We start from the raw sequence: 16,234 nt of genomic DNA on the forward strand, positions 1-16,234 counted from the left end.
GTCAGGCTAGAAGTAGCTCAAGCTATTCGACGCATAAATGCGTCACTTCTCAGAAGTGATCGGGCAAGCGCTGGAAGTCGTCAGCGATCCTGCCGAGCAACGCGCGCAGCTCGTCGCCGTACACCGCCACGGCCGCGAACGCCTCGAACGTCTCGACATGCGTCGCTAGCTCGTCGGCCTCGGAATGCATGATGTCGCCGGTCAAGCTCTCGACCACGCTCACGGAACCGTCGTAGACGGTGAATCCGTGCAGCGGGAACGCCGGCACCTGGACGGTCCACGGGACGACGCCCAGACTCACGTGAGACAGCGTCGCCACCTGAGCCAAGCGGTCAAGCTGGGCCGACATCAACAAAGGAGGTCCAGGCCAGGTCCGTACGGCGCCCTCCGTGAGGAGGAACGAGAACTCCCGGGCCGGATCGAAGAGCACGGCTTGCGCCTCCACACGCACGGCCGCGGCCTTGGCTGCGTCGTCCTCGTCGACATCACGGCCAACCGCCACCGCCAACCGGGCGTACTCCGCCGTCTGCAGAAGCGCGGGAATGATCGCGGACTGGAAGCAGATCACCTGACGACTCGCTCGTATCCGGGAAGCGTTGGCAGCCTCCCGGCCGGCAAGCCCAGCCTTCAGGCGGGAGACCTCGTCGCGGAGTCGTGAAAGCAGAGCATCCAACTCGGCGCGACTGGCCTGGTCGAGCTGGAGTGCGGCAACCAGCCGTTCGACCGTATCGGCAGTGGGGAGCAGTTGCCCTGTCTCAATCCGAGAGATCGTAGGCTGTGCGACTCCTGCCACCTGCGCGAGACCCTTGCCGGTCAGCCCTTTGTCCTTGCGTAGCCGCCGCAGCAGCTCACCCAGCGCCCTCAGCCGATCCCGTCGCTCCACCACACCGAGCGTTCTACCACCAGACCGCGCCAGTCACTGCCGAATTGTTCTTATAGGTGATCAAGCGGCGGCGCGGCGCGCCGCCGTACCTCCGGCCCTTCGCCCGCCCGCCGTCCGGGCGTGCGGCCTGGGGGCCGGTCCCGGACGGCGGCGGGACACCGGGCCGGGCACCGTAAGCCGCTCCCGCCGCACTGACCGAACGCTCCGGCGCCGGGGTTGCCGCGCCGCCGCACAGATGCAGCCCTCACGATCGCCACGGCGTGGCTAGCCGCCGTATGCGCTTGGGGGCGATCGACGATCCAGGGATCGTTCCTCACCCTGGCTCACCGAGCAGCGTGGCGGATCAACGATCTCGACACTACCTTGCGGCGGTCGTTTGACCTTCTGATACAACCCCGCGACCGAGATGCCATCTACTGCACCTCTCGCTGAGATGCTCAGTTCTAGCGATGAAAGGGGTAGATAAGCATGGCAGATCTCGCCGAGCTAGCCTTCGAGGGACTTGTAGCCCACGTACCAGCACACTTGGTAGCAGCTCTGATTCTCGCCACAGCATCGGCCTACTGGAAGGCCCGGCATAGGCGGATGGAAAAGAAGGCGCACAAAACTCAGGAGCCCAACCCCGACAGCCAGTGTTGATCATCTAATCTTTCGAGGTCCTGCGACGCTGGATAGGCAGGACCTCGAAGATCGAACGGAGAGAAATGTGAGTAGAACGCCACCAAGCCAAACGGACCTGGAAATTATACGTCTCGCTTCACTCCACCAGGTTGTCGTTAGTCATTCTCAGCTTGAACGGTGGCGAAGCGCTGGACTCATCCCCCGCAATAAGAGGGTCGGCCGCGGTCGAGGGCGGGGCAGTGAATCATTCTTAGATCCACATGTCGTTGAAATGGTTGTGGCTGCAGGCAAACATGCATCGCAAGGAATGCCGATCGGTGAGTTGACCTTGCGGATTTTCACCATGGAGTTCGGAGTTGAGCCATCCGAATCCGCCACCAAGAACGCACTGGCTTGGTATATAGAGAATCGAATGGGAGGCATATTGCGTCATGTCTATAAAGCCGCAGGTGGTGAAGCGAACGAGGAAGAGCAGGAAGACAAGGCAACACAGGCAGCGCAAACGTATATCAATATTTTGAACCCGAAGCTCCGCCGGCTGCTGCGTCAGCATCCGCGATGGAAAGCCGCAGTGGACCTATCCATAACTGGAGTACTAGGCCCCAGTGCGATCGGCGCCGACGTCTTGGCGGAGGCGTTGAATGTTACGCTAGGAGGAGATGACGATTCGTATGAATATCTGCGTTCAAGGCTTGAGAAATATGAGAATTCTGGAGAGCTGCAGCAATCTCGGGGCTTCTTCCCGGCGCCAGACCTTCAGGTAGAAATAATGCAGCAACATGACTATAGAACTGTTGTAAGGGCTCGCGATGCGGTTGTTGCTACCTTGGGTGGCATGTTTCTGTATCATATTTGTTCGATCAAAGCGCCGAATCATCCTCGAGTGCAAGCTGCGGAGATGCTGTCGTCGATTTCGCCATCATTTAACCTGCTCCGAGCGATCCCAATAACAGGCCGGCCAAACTGGGATACATCCTGCAAATATATTATTTATCTTCTCCTGGTAGAAAAAATCTTCAAAGAATGGGAACTCCTAGGTTCGGTGCTCCTGAGCCTCTTTCAAGGACACGTTAGAGATATTCTTCGAACTACGCATATTTCATAGAACGCTGGCTGCTGACCTTGTTCGCAATGCACGGGAGCGTAAGCACGAGTCAGATGCGATGTCAGCCAAAGCCTTGAGCGTGGCCAGGTTTGCTCAGCCGGCTGAGTCGCAGGCTTGTGTCTGCTAAGCGCTCTAATGTGTGAGAATGATGCGTCGCGAACGATCTGGGTCGCTCAAGAGCTCCGGGTAATCAGCGTAGAGCGTGCGAAGGCAGCGCAACAACACGTCCAGAGCCTGATCCCTGGACGCAGCCGCGTCTTCGACGCTTAGTTCTTTTGACCCGTGTACTACTTTGCTTCGACTGTTGTATAGACCGGTCAACTCCTTGTGGAGCAAAAGGCGCTTCTCGACATCGACTTCCAGAAGCTTGGACATCGCGCCACAAATTCTAAACGAAAGTTCCCCCTGGCTGGTTCCCGCGAAAAGGTTCTCCCAGGCGACCACAGCATCAATGAATCCATCGACAGGATTCGTGCGATTCGTTGTCGCAGTAATTAGTCGCCGTAGAGCAATGTCCACCTTTGAGGATGGCGTTGAATGTAGAATATCCCCCCATTCTTGTGCAGTATCTATTTCATGCTCTTGAACTACGTGATAATCAATCGGGACAGAGGATCGCATTTGCCCTGAGAGCCCCACAGTCATCGCCAGTGGGTCGACTACCAGAGTCCATGTTTTATTGCAGGCAACTGGCGGGCTTCGGTCAATCGACAGACTAAATGTGAGCTGAGTGTGCTCGCAGGCGCGCTGTAAAGCATCATCCGCCTTCTTCATGCTGGCGGGCCACTGAGTTTCGCCCGAGTCATCTAGATAATCATAGTCGATTTCGATTTGGTAGTCGCGGGAAGTCTCGAGTACGAAACCAAGCGCAGCTTCATGTTGTCCGCCTCTAGTTGGCCGATTGTCACCTGGAACGAACTCAAAGCTGTCGGGCTGCCCGTAGGGATGAACGATTCCCCATGGAAAAATTATCTCCCTAGGCACAGCTATATTGACAAAGCCTATCCAAACTGGAATCTTAGTTGGCTTGCCCTCCACGGCATCCCTGAGTAGGCGAAAGATATCCATAAGTGCAACTCTGAAGCCCTCAACATCTAGGCCTGACTTCATTCGGGCGTAGATGTAGGCGGCGCTTAGAATAGAGTTCTGCAGTTCAGTTATAAAGATCCCTCCAGATTGCCCTGTGTTCAATTTCACTCTTGCCTTAACCTGGCGACCTTTTCTTTCTTCGATGCCGACTAGTCTCTTAAGTGATGGATCGCCCAGTATAGCCCTTTCGAAGTCTGGCCGCTCAGTGTTATCGAATAGTGAGTGAGTGAGATAGATCAGGCCGAAGGGTCCTTCCATTCTTCGAGCGATGCAAAGTGGATACATCTCGGTGGCGATCGGAGCGAACGCATCGATGACCTGGTCGCCCGTCGTGAAATCGGGCAACGATCCTCCGGCGGCAAGTCTCCAGGAATTGAAGAGGCTGCGCTTGCCCGACGATGTTTCCTCGGTCAGTCGTAACAGGACGGTAGACGATGGAAGGTCATAGATGGCACAGGAAATCCTTTCTTCTTCAAGGCGCCGTGTAAGCTCGGTCAACAGGTCTCGCTTTTCTGGTGAGATATCTGCTGCACCGATGGCTATCTCCATCAAGGACATCTCGTCGATATTCAATGAGTACGAAATTAGAGCCGCACCAAAGTGTTTGATTGCGGAGTTTAAGGTGTCCTGCATGATTCCTCTCGCAGTTGCTCGGATTCGGTTGCTGGATCGATAGGGCGCGCAAGGTTCGAGTTGCTAATACGGTATGGTTTCCGTTCCGCTCGTTCGGTAGCGTCGATACACCAGACAAGATCCAGAGTATACGCGGAACACTTATGCCTGGCGAGGGGACAACCAAATACTCAGCCACAGGTCAGCATGTCATCTGGCTCACGACCAGCGCCCACTTCTAATCCGACACTCTCGGCTTGCGCCTGCCGGTTGCGGTTCGAACTATGGACATACTGTGAGCCATCGTGAGTGAACCATTCGTCCTGCACACCTCAGGCGGCCTGCGGTGGGTCGTCCATCCTCCACAGGATCCATACGGTGATGGCTACGTATACACCGTCGCGACGGAGCTGCATGACGACGGTTTGACCACGTCAACAGTCGCCAAGGTCGAGAGACTCTATGCCAACCTGGTTTGCACCCTGTCCGGCTTCTTGGAGGGGCCTCGTAGTTGAGTGGCGAGGTTGGAACGGTGTCCGCTGCTGGACATCCTTGGAACGCGAGTTCGCGCTTGATGCTCCACATGATGGGCGCGGTCACGTGTCGCTGGGTGTGACTTTGCGGGCTCTCGACTCGACTTGGATGACGCCCTCACGATCGCCATCCTGTGGCCGGCCGCCGTAGATGGCTGGGGGCGATCGACGGTCCAGTGCTTCACTCCTCAGCCCCGGCCCACCGGACACCGAGGGTTTCTCTCTGGAGGGAGGCACAGCACGGTTCACCTCGTCGGCCGACGTGCGCATCACGCGGACCGCAGGTACGTAATTGATTGCCGGGCCATTAGCGGGCCATTAAGAGGGGTCAACAGCGGTCACTCACGGGTAAGCACGGAGACTCGAACATCCAGGTCAACGCACGACTCCCGCCATGATCGGTCAGTTTGCAAGCAGGATGTCAGCGGTTCGAATCCGCTAGGCTCCACCAGCAAAAACGCACCCTCGCCGAAGATTGTTGGCGAGGGTGCGTGACTAAGTGAGTGACTACGGCGTCTGCTTACGACGGACGATCTCCGTGAGCGCCCGGACGAGCAGACGAAGAACCACCACTGCGTGACGGTGCTTCCGGTCGGAGAAGATCGCCACGAAGGCGGCGACGGGGATCGGGAGAAGCACCAAGAGGACCGTGAGGGATCCCAGGGTGACGAGCGACATTTGCGTACTCCAAGCACGACAAGGACGCTCATCGCGTCCAAGTCGCGGAGCTTCACGTCAGCTCACACAGAGTTCGAATTGCCTAGAGGCAGGCATGCCATGCGATGGGCAAGATCAATGGTAGCGTGCATGGGCTCGACGGTAGTACAAGCAGCACCTTCGGCTCCGCGCCGTTGCACAGCATGAGAAGTTCTCGGGCCTACGTGCCTGTTGGCGGGTAGGTCCTTGCCGGGTGGACGGACCGTCGGGCCATCAAAGGGCCAGCAAGAGGGCCAACAGCGGTCACTCACGGGTATGTACGGAGCGTCCCTCACACAGGTCGAGGCGCGCCTATTAAGAATCTTGCCCGCACGCTGACGGGGAGCGTGCCGAAGCAGCCGATGAGCTGTCGTGCGGCGCAGGGCGGCAGCCCTGGTGCGCTGGTTTCCGGATAGAGAGGTATACTATTCGCTATACTGCGGCATGTGGCCGACGAGTGGGACGTCTACATCGTCGACGAGGTGCGCGAATGGATCGAGCAACTCGACGACGCGACGCATAAGCGTGTCGTGCAAGCGATTGATCTGCTTGCTGAAGGAGGGCCAGGTCTGGGGCGGCCGCTGGTCGATACCATCACCGCTTCACGTCTGCAGAACTTGAAGGAGCTACGGCCGGGGACAGTGCGGATCTTGTTTGCCTTCGATCCGTGGCGATCCAGCATCCTGCTGGTCGCGGGTGATAAGGCCGGGCGGTGGAACGCTTGGTACAGGCAGGCCATCCCGATCGCCGAGCACCGCTACGAGGTCTACATGAAGGAACGGCAGGCGGAGGAGGGCGGATCGTGACGAAATATGCGCGCTGGAAGGACATCCGTGCTGAGCACGTCGAACGTGCCGGCGGCGAGGAAGCCGTGGAGGCGGGCAAGCGGGAACTCCTCGCCAAGGTGCAAGGACACCGGCTTGCCGAGATCCGCCGTAGTCGGGGGATGACCCAGCAGGACATCGCACAGCGTATGGGGGTCACCAAGGGCCGCGTTTCGCAGATCGAGCAGGGCAAGATCTCCGGACAGGACGTTCTCGCCCGGTACGCCACTGCTCTCGGCGGTCAGCTCCATCAGTCGATCTACTTCGACGATGGGGACATCGCAGCCATTGCCTGAGATGTGGGCGAGACGCCGAAATCCTGCGGTAGCAGTTCACGCCTCCTCGGAACGACCAAGGTAGGCCGTCGGCCGGGGAGCTGTGTACAGCAGCAGGTACAGCAACATCGGCTTACGTGATCACATGCCATCAGCCCGTACCTGCCGCCTGACCAGGACGAAGGCCTCTCTACGGGGAGGCCGGCTCCTGTTTGCAAGCAGGATGTCAGCGGTTCGAATCCGCTAGGCTCCACCTCTACAGCGCCCCGTTCCTGTTCAAGGAACAGGGTGTTCGTGTTTTTGGTGGTCAGAGTCGTCAGTAGGCGGCGGTGGCCTCGTCGTGCGTCTTGCTACGTGGTCAGCAAGCGTGGCGTGGGTCGGTTCCGCCTACCGAGGGAGCAGGGTGAACGCGGGGATGTGTACCGGACGGACCACGGAGAAGTCCCGGACATCGATCGTCATCACTTCGGTGACTCGCATCCGCTCCGCCACGGCCACTACTGAGGCATCGGCGGCGCCCAGGGGAAGGTCGTGGTACCGCTCGACGAGGACCGCGATTCTCGAAAGATCCGCCTCGGTGAGATCGACGAGCCGAAACCACCCGGACTCAAGCAGCCGGAGGAACGCCGCCTCCGCCTTCGCACCGCCAAGCTTGCCGATCATGTAGCAGCTCTCACCGGCGATGAAGCTGGGACGAGCAGCGGCTGATCGGCGTGGTGGAGCCGCGCGAACTCCTGCACGCAACGCTTGTGGTTCTTGTCGTCTCGAAAGGTCGCGGCCACGAGCGGGCCGGTGTCGACTACGATCACGCTTCGTGACCGTAGCCCTCCGCGAGGATTTCTTCCACCCGTTCCGAGGCGTCGCTACGACCCGCTTGGAAGGCGCCGAAGAGGGTTGGCAGGCCATCGGAACTCAGTTCAGGTTCCTCGATGCGCGAGTGGACGAGCCGGAGCAGTCGCGCACGCTCTTCACGGACCTGATCTGGCCGGAGCTGGTCGACCAGCCGGTGAAGATCTTCGTACTCTTCCTGCGGTGCCGTCATGCTGTCGAGTTTACGACGCGATCGCGGACGACAAGAGGTTGGTAGCCACCATCGGTCCGGAGCTCCACCAGCCGGATGTCCCCGATTCCCTGCCGTGCGAGAACGGCTTCAGTGTGATCTTCCTTCTGTCGCCATTGGGTGGATCACGCGCTCGTGAACCGCAGGTACATGATCGATCGCCGGGCCATTAGCGGGCCATTAGGAGGGGTCAACAGCGGTCGCTCACGGGTCCATACGGCGAGTAGAACGTCCAGGTCAACTCTTGTCTCCGCTATGATCGGTCAGTTTTGCAAGCAGGAAGTCAGGAGTTCGAATCTCCTCGGCTCCACTCACGCAAAGCCCAGGCCAGCCGCCTGGGCTTTTGATCGTCAGAGGGCCTGTTCTTGTGGCCGTGCCCGATGTGCCGAGGGCTCCCCGTGCCAGCTCGTCGAGCTTGCGCGCCACCTCGCGTCGAGGGCCTGTTCCCAGGTGGGCAGGACCTCGCCGGTGTCCGGGGCGAGGTAGCCGGCTGCGGTCCGGTCGGCTTGCCACCGGGCGATCACGGGCGGGGTCAGCTTCGGCCTAGCTGGCGGTAGATGGCGATGGCCTCTTGTTCGACGGGTGCCGCTTCGGCATGGTGGTGCAGCCTCTTCAGTGTGTTGCCGAGGTTGCTCAGTAATTGGGCGAGGTCGGGGCGGTAGCGGTCGGGGTCGGCCTCGGCCAGCTGCCGGTAGATGGCGACGGCCTCCTGTTCCACGGGCAGTTCCTCGGCGAAGCGGTCCAGCCGATACAGCGTGTGACTGAAGTGGCTCAGTGATTCGGCGAGGTTGGGGCGGTAGCGGTCGGGGTCGGCCTCGGCCAGCTGCCGGTAGATGGCGACGGCCTCCTGTCTTGCGGATGCCACCTCGGCGAAGCGGTCCAGCTGATACAGCGTGTGACCGAGGTTGTGCAGCGATTGGGCTAGGTTGGGGCGGTGGCGGTCGGGGTCGGCTTCGGCCAGCCGCCGGTAGATGGCGACGGCTTCCTGCTTGGGCAGATCCTCGACAGCACGGGTTAGTCGGGACAGCCCCTTGTCATCTGGGGAGGGTACGGGGCCCTGTACGAGGGTCAGGTCGACGGTGTAGCTGAGGGTGTCGGTGCGGGTCGCGGGTTGTTGCTCAGCGGGTCGGGCCTGGGCGTCGGGCTTGCTGCTGGAGCCTGTCACGGTGGTGAGCAGATCGTGGATCTGCGCGACGGATAGCCGGTTGGCGGGATCTTTACGCAGCAGGCCATTCAGGACTTGCGCGAGCGGCCCGCCGCATTCGGGTGGAGCGGGGTCCTGGGTGGCGATGGCGATGAACAGTGCCCCGTGTGTGGGGGCGGTGAACGGCGGGCGGCCTTCCACCGCTGCGTACAAGGTCGCGGCGAGTGACCACAGGTCCGCGGCGGGAGTGACGGCCCGGCCGGCTATCTGTTCGGGGGACATGTAGGCGGGCGTGCCCAGCACCGTGCCCGGGCGGGTGAGGGTGGCATCGCCCTCCACCGCGGCGATGCCGAAGTCGGTGAGGACGATCCGATCGCCCTCCAGCAGCACGTTGGCCGGTTTAACATCGCGGTGCACGATACGGTGCGCATGGGCGGCCGACAGCGCCTCCAACATCGCCAACCCGATTGCGGCGATCTGCCGCTCGGGTAGGGCTTCCTGCTCGCTCAGCAGGTGCTCCAGGGATTGCCCGTGGATCAGCTCCATCACGATCCACGGGCGACCGTCCTCGCCCATCACCAGGTCGTAGACGGTGACGATTCCCGGGTGCCTCAGCCGGGCGGCGGCTCGGGCCTCCCGCTGCATCCGCGCGTACCACACGCGCCGTTCCTGCTCGGTGACCTGCTCGGGCACCCGCAGTTCCTTGATGGCCACCTCGCGTTCCAGCTCGGCGTCATAAGCGCGCCACACCACGCCCATCCCGCCCTGCCCGATCCGCCCCAGTCTCTGGTACCGGCCCGCCAGCACACCCTCGCTATCCCAACCCACGACCAGAACATACCGTCAACGAACAGGCAAGGATCGGGCTCGCCTGTGGGTGGCCGGGCACCGTGGCTGGTTGGGGGCGATCGAAGGTCCAGGGCTTCGTTCCTCAGCCCCGGCCCACCGGAGACGGTGGCTGGCGTGCCCGTTGCATGCCCGATGGGGCGGGGAACCAGGGGGAACAGCGGGGCGTTGCGGGGAGTCGATCAGTGGGCTGAGCTGCGTTTGCGCTGGTAGCGCGGGGTCGGCGTGTGTCTTTGCAAGCAGGATGTCAGCGGTTCGAATCCGCTAGGCTCCACCGCACGTCAAAGGCCACTTCCCATGATCGGGAAGCGGCCTTTTCGATCTCGTACAGCTGCAAAATACAGCGGCGGCGACAACTCACTCCGAGTTAGGCGTTCGGCTCTCGTGAGAGGGAGTCGACGAAGGCTTCGGCTTCTGACTGGCTCATGTCCTCGGTGCTGCGCACAAGGAAGACGGCCTCTTTTCGGTTGCCAGCTTTGATCAGCTTGCGAACCCTGGTGGACAGGTCACCATCATCGAACACAGGGAAGCCCGGCAGGATCCCACCGTCGCGCAGAACCTGTGCGGCTTCCACTGCGGTTCGCCGGGATACCTGGGATTCCTTGCGGATCAGCTCTACAGCGCCGCGGAACTTGCCCGCCTCGATGAGGTCGTGAGCCCGGACCTGAACATCGACAGGAGTGATGTGGTCCAGGCCGATGTAGATGCGCACCACCTTGCGCCGTCCTATCCACCTGTTGATCCCGATCCCGATGACCAGCAGCAGCAGGACAAGGAGAATCGACTCCACCGTTTCTAAGCCAAACATGCGGTGATCGTAGTGAGGGGTACCGACAGATCAGAGCCCCTGACGCTATGCCAAAGGCCGCTCCCTGGGAAGCGGCCCTAAGGGTGTACGTAGGCTCAGGAGCCGAGGTGCTGCCCCAAGCGCTTCAGCGCCTTGCGCGTTTCCTCCGACGAGACTTCGCTGTAGATGTTCATGGTCACCGCGATCTGTGAGTGGCGAAGGATCTGCATGGCGACGCTAGGGGGGACGTCGAGGGCGACGAGCAAGGACGCGCAGGTCTTGCGGGTGGCGTGAACGTGGACCTTGCGCACTCCCGCCTTGGCGCAGGTGTTCGCGAAGCTGCGCCGGAAGTTGGACGGTTCGATCGGCCGGCCGCTGGCAGCGGTGAAGACGAGCCCAGTCTCCTGCCTGGCGGGTTGACCGCCCAGGCGCGGGCACGCCGGGAGCAGGTGCGGAGGCGTGGGGTGACGCCGGTGGTCACGGTGTCGGGCGGCGGGTGGGGCACGGTACCGACCCCAGTTGATCAGCGGCTTCATCGCCGAGACCGGCCTCGACCTCAAACCGCCGTAACCCCAGCCATTGAAACTCTCTAGCTCAGACGAGCTTCTCCCTGAGTGAGGTCAAGATCGTGCTGTTCCACGCTTCGCGGCTATCTTGGGAGCCTGGCCGTGCAATTCGCCTTGGTCCTTCGCTCGATCAGTCCTAATTCTCAGCGCGGGGTCAACCTTAAAAGTAGAAGGAGACTTTCTCCACGCCTGCTGCTGTCTTGCTGACTCTGGAGACAGAACCAGGTGGTCGATGTCACATAGTTCGAGTGGCTGGAGGTTCTGAGCAGCCCGCTCGGCATTCATGGCCTTCAGTAATATCGAGTGCATCGCGTCCACCACCTCGTAGACGTTGTCTGCTTCGTAGTACTTACGCAGTAACTCGCGGTCACCAATGCGTGCGGCTTGTAGCTTCGTCCCTGCTAACGCTGCTACGGTGTCTCCTTTTAAAGACTCGATGAAGCCATCGATTAGTTGCTCACGTAGTTCCTGTCGTGTCTTCAGGCGATGGTTGGTGAGAGCGACCGCCATGGCCCGTTCTGTCGCCGTTCTGGGGAATGCAAAAGACGCTGAGTAGCCAAGACGGTCGAAGTTGAAACTTTGCGTCACGACCATCTCTGGCCATTGCCGAAGAGCCTCACGAGCCGGCTCAGCTCCACGAAGACAGGGCGCAGCAAGCGCGGATGAGGGCCACTCGGCAACAACGAGGCGTGGCAGTGCCGGGCCGTGGCCGTCCAGTCGCGTACTTGGTAGTGATCCGGGCCGAGTGGGGGGGCCGCGAGGTGGGCGGACCTGCGGAATCAGCTACTCTTATGCCCGATTCCTCCTCAAAGCAGGCTATGTGTCCCCCCTTGTCTCTGCCCGAGAAAAATCCGCGCCCCCTGACGGCGCGGTCTTCGTCGACCACAGCGGTCGGCGGAGGAGATGGTTCACGGTGGGCGCGGCCGTGGTCAGCACGCTCGCCCTCGCGATGACGGCGACGCTCGTGGGCGCGGTGCTCACGGACACGCCGCTGTCGGACGACGGCTGGCTCGGATGGCCTGCAGGCTCGTCCGGCACGATCCTCGACGACACCGCTTCCAGTGGCGAACCGGCCAAGCGCGAGCTGTCCTCCGCCCCGTCCAGGACCCCGCCGGCCCCGTCCCGGTCCGCGTCCCGGCGGGAGCCCGGCCCTCGCACGTCTGCCGCGCCTTCCCGTACGCGCCAGATGAGCCGGTCAGCGTCTCCCGCCACCCCGTCCGCGCGGCAGTCGCGCACGTCCGAGCCGCCGGCGACCGGGCGCGAGACGGAGGCGGCGATGGAGCCGGAACTCGGCCCGATCCGCGACATCGTGCCGCCCCGCGAGCCTGAGGCGACCGCGACCCCCGAGCCCGAACTCACCGGTCAAGCGTCGCCGGCCCCGGTCGTCATCGTTTCCGGAGCACCGGCGTGACCCCCGCCCGGCGCCGCCGCCGTCCCCGCCCCGGCACGACCCCCGAGCCTGTGCGGGCAGGTGACGCCGGTCATGGGGTGAAGAGGCGGGCGCGTCGTCGGGACGGCGAGCCGTCGGGTCACTGGCTGTTGCTGCTCACCGTGATGGCGCTGGTGGGGTGCGCGCTGGTGCTCGACGGTTTCGTCAAGAACGTCGTCGGCGAGACGGGGCCCGCGCCCGGCAGCGGTAGCCCAGTGACCTGGCTGGAACCGCTGCACCGGGGCGGCCCGGTGCTCAACCTGACCGGCGGCGAGCCGTCCAGTGCCCGCCTGAAGGCCCGCACGGTGGCGCTGACGTTCGACGACGGGCCCGATCCCGACTGGACGCCGCGCCTGCTGGACGTGCTGAAGGCGTGGGGGGCCAAGGCGACGTTCTTCGCGGTCGGCTCGAAGATCGCCGCCCACCCGGAGCTGACCCGCCGGATCGTGGCCGAGGGCCACGAACTCGGCAACCACACCTACACCCATCCCAACCTGGCCGCCATCCCTGCCTGGCGGGCCAAGCTGGAGCTGAACCTCACGCAGAAGGCGCTGGCCGGAGCCACGGGCCTGCACACGACGCTGGTCCGTCCCCCGTACTCCTCAACCCCGAGCACCATCACCGTCGAGCAGTGGGACAGCCTCGCGGCGCTCGGCCGCCAGGGCTACCTGATCGCGCTGACCGACCTCGACACCCAGGACTGGCTCAGGCCGGGCGCGTCCCACATCGTCAAGGCCGCGCTCCCGTCCGGGGGGCGCGGCGCGGTGGTGATGATGCACGACTCCGGCGGCGACCGCGCCCAGACGGTCGAGGCCGTCGGCCGGCTGCTCGACAAGCTGGACCGGGCCGGCTACCGCGCCGAGACGCTGACGTCCGCGCTCGGCATGCCGTCGGCTCACCGTCCGGCCGAGCAGACTGCGCGGATCGCCGGCACCGCGCTCGGCCTGGCGCAGCGCGGGGCCGACGCGTTCACGACCGCGCTGTGGTGGGTGCTGTTCGTCACCGGGGCCCTGACGCTGGCACGGCTGGTGCTCCTGGTGGTGCTGGCCCGGGTGCACGCCCGCCGCTCGCGCGACCCGGAACGGGCCGGACGGTGGGACCGTCCGCCGGGGGTGAGCGTGATCGTGCCCGCGTACAACGAGGAGGCGGGGATCGCGGCGACCGTGCGCTCGCTTGTGGCGACCTCGTACCCCGGACCGGTGGAGGTGCTGGTGGTGGACGACGGCTCCACCGACCGCACCGCCGAGGCCGTCGCCGCGACCGGGCTGCCGGGCGTACGGGTGATCAGGCAGGCGAACGGGGGCAAGGCGGTCGCGCTCAACACCGGCATCCGGCACGCGCGCCACGAGATCCTCGTCATGGTCGACGGCGACACGGTGTTCGAGCCCGGCACGATCGGGCATCTGGTGCGTCGGCTCGCCGACCCGCGTGTGGGCGCGGTGAGCGGCAACACCAAGGTCGGCAACCGGCGCGGGCTCATCGGCCACTGGCAGCACGTCGAGTACGTGATCGGCTTCAACCTGGACCGGCGCGCGTTCGAGCTGCTCGACTGCATGCCGACGGTGCCGGGGGCGATCGGCGCGTTCCGGCGCGACGCGCTGGTCGCGCTCGGCGGGGTGAGCACCGACACGCTGGCCGAGGACACGGACCTGACGATGGCGCTTTGCCGGGCGGGCTGGCGGATGGTGTACGAGGAACGGGCGATCGCCTGGACGGAGGCGCCCGCGACGCTGCGCCAGCTCTGGCGGCAACGCTACCGCTGGTGCTACGGCACGATGCAGGCGATGTGGAAGCACCGCCGCGCCCTGGCCGAGCCGAGGCCGTTCGGCCGCCGCTGCCTGGGTTACCTGGCGCTGTTCCACGTGCTGCTGCCGCTGCTGGCGCCGGTGGTCGACCTGATGGCCGTCTACCACGTGGCCGTCGGCGACCCGCTGCCCGCGGTGGCGGTGTGGGCCGGGTTCGTCGTGGTGCAGGCCGCCGCCGGCTGGTACGCGCTGCGCCTGGACGGGGAGCGGGTGTCGGCGCTGTGGGCGCTGCCGCTACAGCAGGTGGTCTACCGGCAGCTCATCTATCTGGTGGTGTTCCAATCGGTGGCGACCGCGCTGCTGGGGGTGCGGCTGCGCTGGCACACGGTGCGCCGGCAGGGCACTTTCGCGGCACCGTGAGGGCGCGGCGAGAGCCCCCTTACTGAGAATCAGATCCGCAAGTCCGAAGTGATGTCTCGTAACCCGATTGGGCGGATTGGGTGGTTTTGTTAGGCTGCCGGGATGCTTTCCCAGCGCGCCCTACTCCCACGGTCGACACCGGCCGACTCGGGGATGTCGTCCCGCGCAGTTACCGCGCTGCTGGACCGGCTCGAAGCGCAATCCATCGAGTGTCACTCCATCATGGTCTTGCGCCACGGTCACGTCGTCGCTGAAGGCTGGTGGGCGCCCTACTCGGCCGAACGCCCGCACCTCCTCTACTCGCTGACCAAGTCGTTCACCTCGGTCGCCGTGGGGCTCACGATCGCCGACGGGCTGCTCTCGCTGGACGATCGGGTGGTGGACGTGTTGCCCGACCACGTTCCGGCCGACATCTCGGAGCAGGGACGCCGTCTCACCGTTCACCACCTGCTGTCCATGACGGCCGGACACCGTACGGACAGCCTCGCCGAGGCCTGGCAACTGGAACCGGGCGACCTGGTGAAGGGCTTCCTGCGCGTACCGTTTCCCGAGGCCGAGGGAACACGGCACGCCTACGACAATCCGACCACCTTCATCCTGGCCCGGATGGTGGAACGGGTCACGGGCCGCGGCCTCCCGGAGCTGCTCGACGAGCGCCTCTTCAAGCCGATGGGCGTCGACCACGCCGAATGGGACCGGGTGGCGAGCGGCGCCGCCTTCGGATTCCACGGACTGCACCTCACGACCGAGGCCGTCGCCGCCTTCGGCGAACTGCTGCTGCGCGGCGGCCTTTGGGGCGACCGGCGGCTCGTCTCGCGCGAATGGGTGGAGCTCGCGACCAGCCGGCACATCGACACCCAGCCATCCGAGGACAACGTCGACTTCAGCTGCGGTTACGGTTACCAGTTCTGGATGTCGCGTCACGGTTACCACGGTCACGGCTCCTTCGGCCAGCAGTGCGTGGTCGTCCCGTCGCACGATCTCGTGGTCGCCGTGACCGCCCAGGGGCAGGCCCAGGACGTGTTCGACGCCATTTGGGAATGCCTGCTGCCCGGCGTCGACCACGCGGGAAGCACCCGGGACGACGAGATCCTCGCCGATCGGCTGCGGCGGCTGTCACTCGCGCCGGTGCCGGGTTCGGCCGCCCCGGAGCGTTCCGTCAAGGCGAGACTCGACGCCTCCGTCGAGGATTCGGCTCTGCCCGACGGAACCACGGTGATCGTCGATCCCGTGGACGGTGGCTGGCTCCTGCGACTCGGGTCGTCCCTCGACGTCGAGGCCGGCCACGGCGAGTGGCGGGAAAGCTCACCGCTCGGCCGCCCTGTCGTCGCGGCCGGCGCCTGGCAGGGCAACACGTTCGTCGCCGAGCTTTACGTCATCACCACCCCGCACCGGGTCCGGCTGGTGGTCGACGCCGACACGGGGACAGCGGTGGCGACGTGGAGCACCGTACCCCCGGCCAGTCCCAGTCTGGCGTTGCATCTGCGGTCGCCGCTGATGACACGGCCCGACGTCGCTTAGCTACTCCAGTGACACTTCGCGACCTTGGGAGTCGGGGTCATATGGCGACGGCCACGTCAAGGACGACCACCGCATCCG

16 protein-coding genes and 1 tRNA gene are annotated in these 16,234 nt (G+C 63.8%); 8 read left to right on the forward strand and 9 right to left on the reverse strand.

Features of this window, described 5'->3' with window-relative positions:
* Positions 1-49: 49 nt before the first annotated feature.
* Complete coding sequence (locus IEY82_RS03810) at positions 50-886, reverse strand: helix-turn-helix domain-containing protein (RefSeq protein ID WP_189122480.1); 837 nt, start codon at positions 884-886, stop codon at positions 50-52.
* Positions 887-1,775: 889 nt separating this feature from the next.
* Between IEY82_RS03810 and IEY82_RS03815 the strand changes: the two genes are divergently transcribed.
* Positions 1,776-2,609, forward strand: coding sequence for a hypothetical protein (locus IEY82_RS03815; protein WP_189122481.1), 834 nt, complete (start codon positions 1,776-1,778; stop codon positions 2,607-2,609).
* 132 nt (positions 2,610-2,741) lie between these two features.
* On the opposite strand, the gene IEY82_RS03820 is transcribed toward IEY82_RS03815, so the two are convergent.
* Positions 2,742-4,331, reverse strand: coding sequence for a HEPN domain-containing protein (locus IEY82_RS03820; protein ID WP_189122482.1), 1,590 nt, complete (start codon positions 4,329-4,331; stop codon positions 2,742-2,744).
* Between the two features lie 441 nt (positions 4,332-4,772).
* Here IEY82_RS03820 and IEY82_RS40240 point away from each other — a divergent pair, with 441 nt between their 5' ends.
* The gene (locus IEY82_RS40240) at positions 4,773-4,994 is read left to right on the forward strand and encodes a DUF6228 family protein (RefSeq protein ID WP_225262113.1); all 222 of its coding nucleotides are present in this window, start codon (positions 4,773-4,775) and stop codon (positions 4,992-4,994) included.
* Between the two features lie 356 nt (positions 4,995-5,350).
* On the opposite strand, the gene IEY82_RS03825 is transcribed toward IEY82_RS40240, so the two are convergent.
* Positions 5,351-5,521, reverse strand: a complete 171-nt coding sequence (locus IEY82_RS03825) for a hypothetical protein (RefSeq protein ID WP_189122483.1) — start codon at positions 5,519-5,521, stop codon at positions 5,351-5,353.
* A 464-nt stretch (positions 5,522-5,985) separates the two neighbouring features.
* On the opposite strand from IEY82_RS03825, the gene IEY82_RS03830 reads away from it, so the two are divergent.
* Both IEY82_RS03830 and IEY82_RS03835 read left to right on the forward strand, forming a co-directional pair.
* Positions 5,986-6,345: a type II toxin-antitoxin system RelE/ParE family toxin gene (locus IEY82_RS03830; protein WP_189122484.1), complete on the forward strand. Its 360-nt coding sequence runs from the start codon at positions 5,986-5,988 to the stop codon at positions 6,343-6,345.
* Entirely contained in the window at positions 6,342-6,659 is a 318-nt protein-coding gene (locus IEY82_RS03835; RefSeq protein ID WP_189122485.1) for a helix-turn-helix domain-containing protein, read from the forward strand. Before IEY82_RS03830 ends, IEY82_RS03835 begins: the two co-directional genes overlap by 4 nt.
* Positions 6,660-7,025: 366 nt before the next feature.
* On the opposite strand, the gene IEY82_RS03840 is transcribed toward IEY82_RS03835, so the two are convergent.
* The 3 genes from IEY82_RS03840 to IEY82_RS03850 form a co-directional block, all read right to left on the reverse strand.
* Positions 7,026-7,301 (reverse strand): PIN domain-containing protein, encoded by a 276-nt coding sequence (locus IEY82_RS03840; RefSeq protein WP_225262115.1) that lies wholly within the window; start codon positions 7,299-7,301, stop codon positions 7,026-7,028.
* A gap of 142 nt (positions 7,302-7,443) precedes the next feature.
* Positions 7,444-7,680, reverse strand: a complete 237-nt coding sequence (locus IEY82_RS03845; protein ID WP_189122486.1) for a hypothetical protein — start codon at positions 7,678-7,680, stop codon at positions 7,444-7,446.
* Between the two features lie 550 nt (positions 7,681-8,230).
* Entirely contained in the window at positions 8,231-9,670 is a 1,440-nt protein-coding gene (locus tag IEY82_RS03850; RefSeq protein WP_189122487.1) for a serine/threonine-protein kinase, read from the reverse strand.
* 229 nt (positions 9,671-9,899) lie between these two features.
* Between IEY82_RS03850 and IEY82_RS03855 the strand changes: the two genes are divergently transcribed.
* Positions 9,900-9,962: transfer RNA gene (locus IEY82_RS03855), tRNA-OTHER, on the forward strand.
* Between the two features lie 93 nt (positions 9,963-10,055).
* Here IEY82_RS03855 and IEY82_RS03860 read toward each other — a convergent pair.
* From IEY82_RS03860 to IEY82_RS03870, 3 genes are all read right to left on the reverse strand, one after another.
* The gene (locus IEY82_RS03860; RefSeq protein WP_189122488.1) at positions 10,056-10,496 is read right to left on the reverse strand and encodes a hypothetical protein; all 441 of its coding nucleotides are present in this window, start codon (positions 10,494-10,496) and stop codon (positions 10,056-10,058) included.
* 95 nt (positions 10,497-10,591) lie between these two features.
* Positions 10,592-11,011 carry a tyrosine-type recombinase/integrase gene (locus IEY82_RS03865; protein WP_189122489.1) on the reverse strand — a complete coding sequence of 140 codons (420 nt, stop codon included), beginning with the start codon at positions 11,009-11,011 and terminating at the stop codon, positions 10,592-10,594.
* 84 nt (positions 11,012-11,095) lie between these two features.
* Entirely contained in the window at positions 11,096-11,629 is a 534-nt protein-coding gene (locus tag IEY82_RS03870; RefSeq protein WP_189122490.1) for a hypothetical protein, read from the reverse strand.
* A gap of 325 nt (positions 11,630-11,954) precedes the next feature.
* Between IEY82_RS03870 and IEY82_RS03875 the strand changes: the two genes are divergently transcribed.
* The 3 genes from IEY82_RS03875 (at position 11,955) to IEY82_RS03885 (ending at position 16,156) form a co-directional block, all read left to right on the forward strand.
* Entirely contained in the window at positions 11,955-12,452 is a 498-nt protein-coding gene (locus tag IEY82_RS03875) for a hypothetical protein (protein ID WP_189122491.1), read from the forward strand.
* Positions 12,449-14,635 (forward strand): bifunctional polysaccharide deacetylase/glycosyltransferase family 2 protein, encoded by a 2,187-nt coding sequence (locus IEY82_RS03880; protein WP_225262118.1) that lies wholly within the window; start codon positions 12,449-12,451, stop codon positions 14,633-14,635. The genes IEY82_RS03875 and IEY82_RS03880 overlap by 4 nt, the downstream gene beginning before the upstream one ends.
* 153 nt (positions 14,636-14,788) lie before the next feature.
* A complete protein-coding gene (locus IEY82_RS03885; RefSeq protein WP_225262169.1) occupies positions 14,789-16,156 on the forward strand; it encodes a serine hydrolase domain-containing protein in 1,368 nt (455 codons plus the stop codon).
* The last annotated feature ends 78 nt before the right edge of the window (positions 16,157-16,234 follow it).

Origin of the sequence: Nonomuraea cavernae, assembly GCF_014646355.1 — a bacterium.
Classification (GTDB): Bacteria; Actinomycetota; Actinomycetes; order Streptosporangiales; family Streptosporangiaceae; genus Nonomuraea; species Nonomuraea cavernae.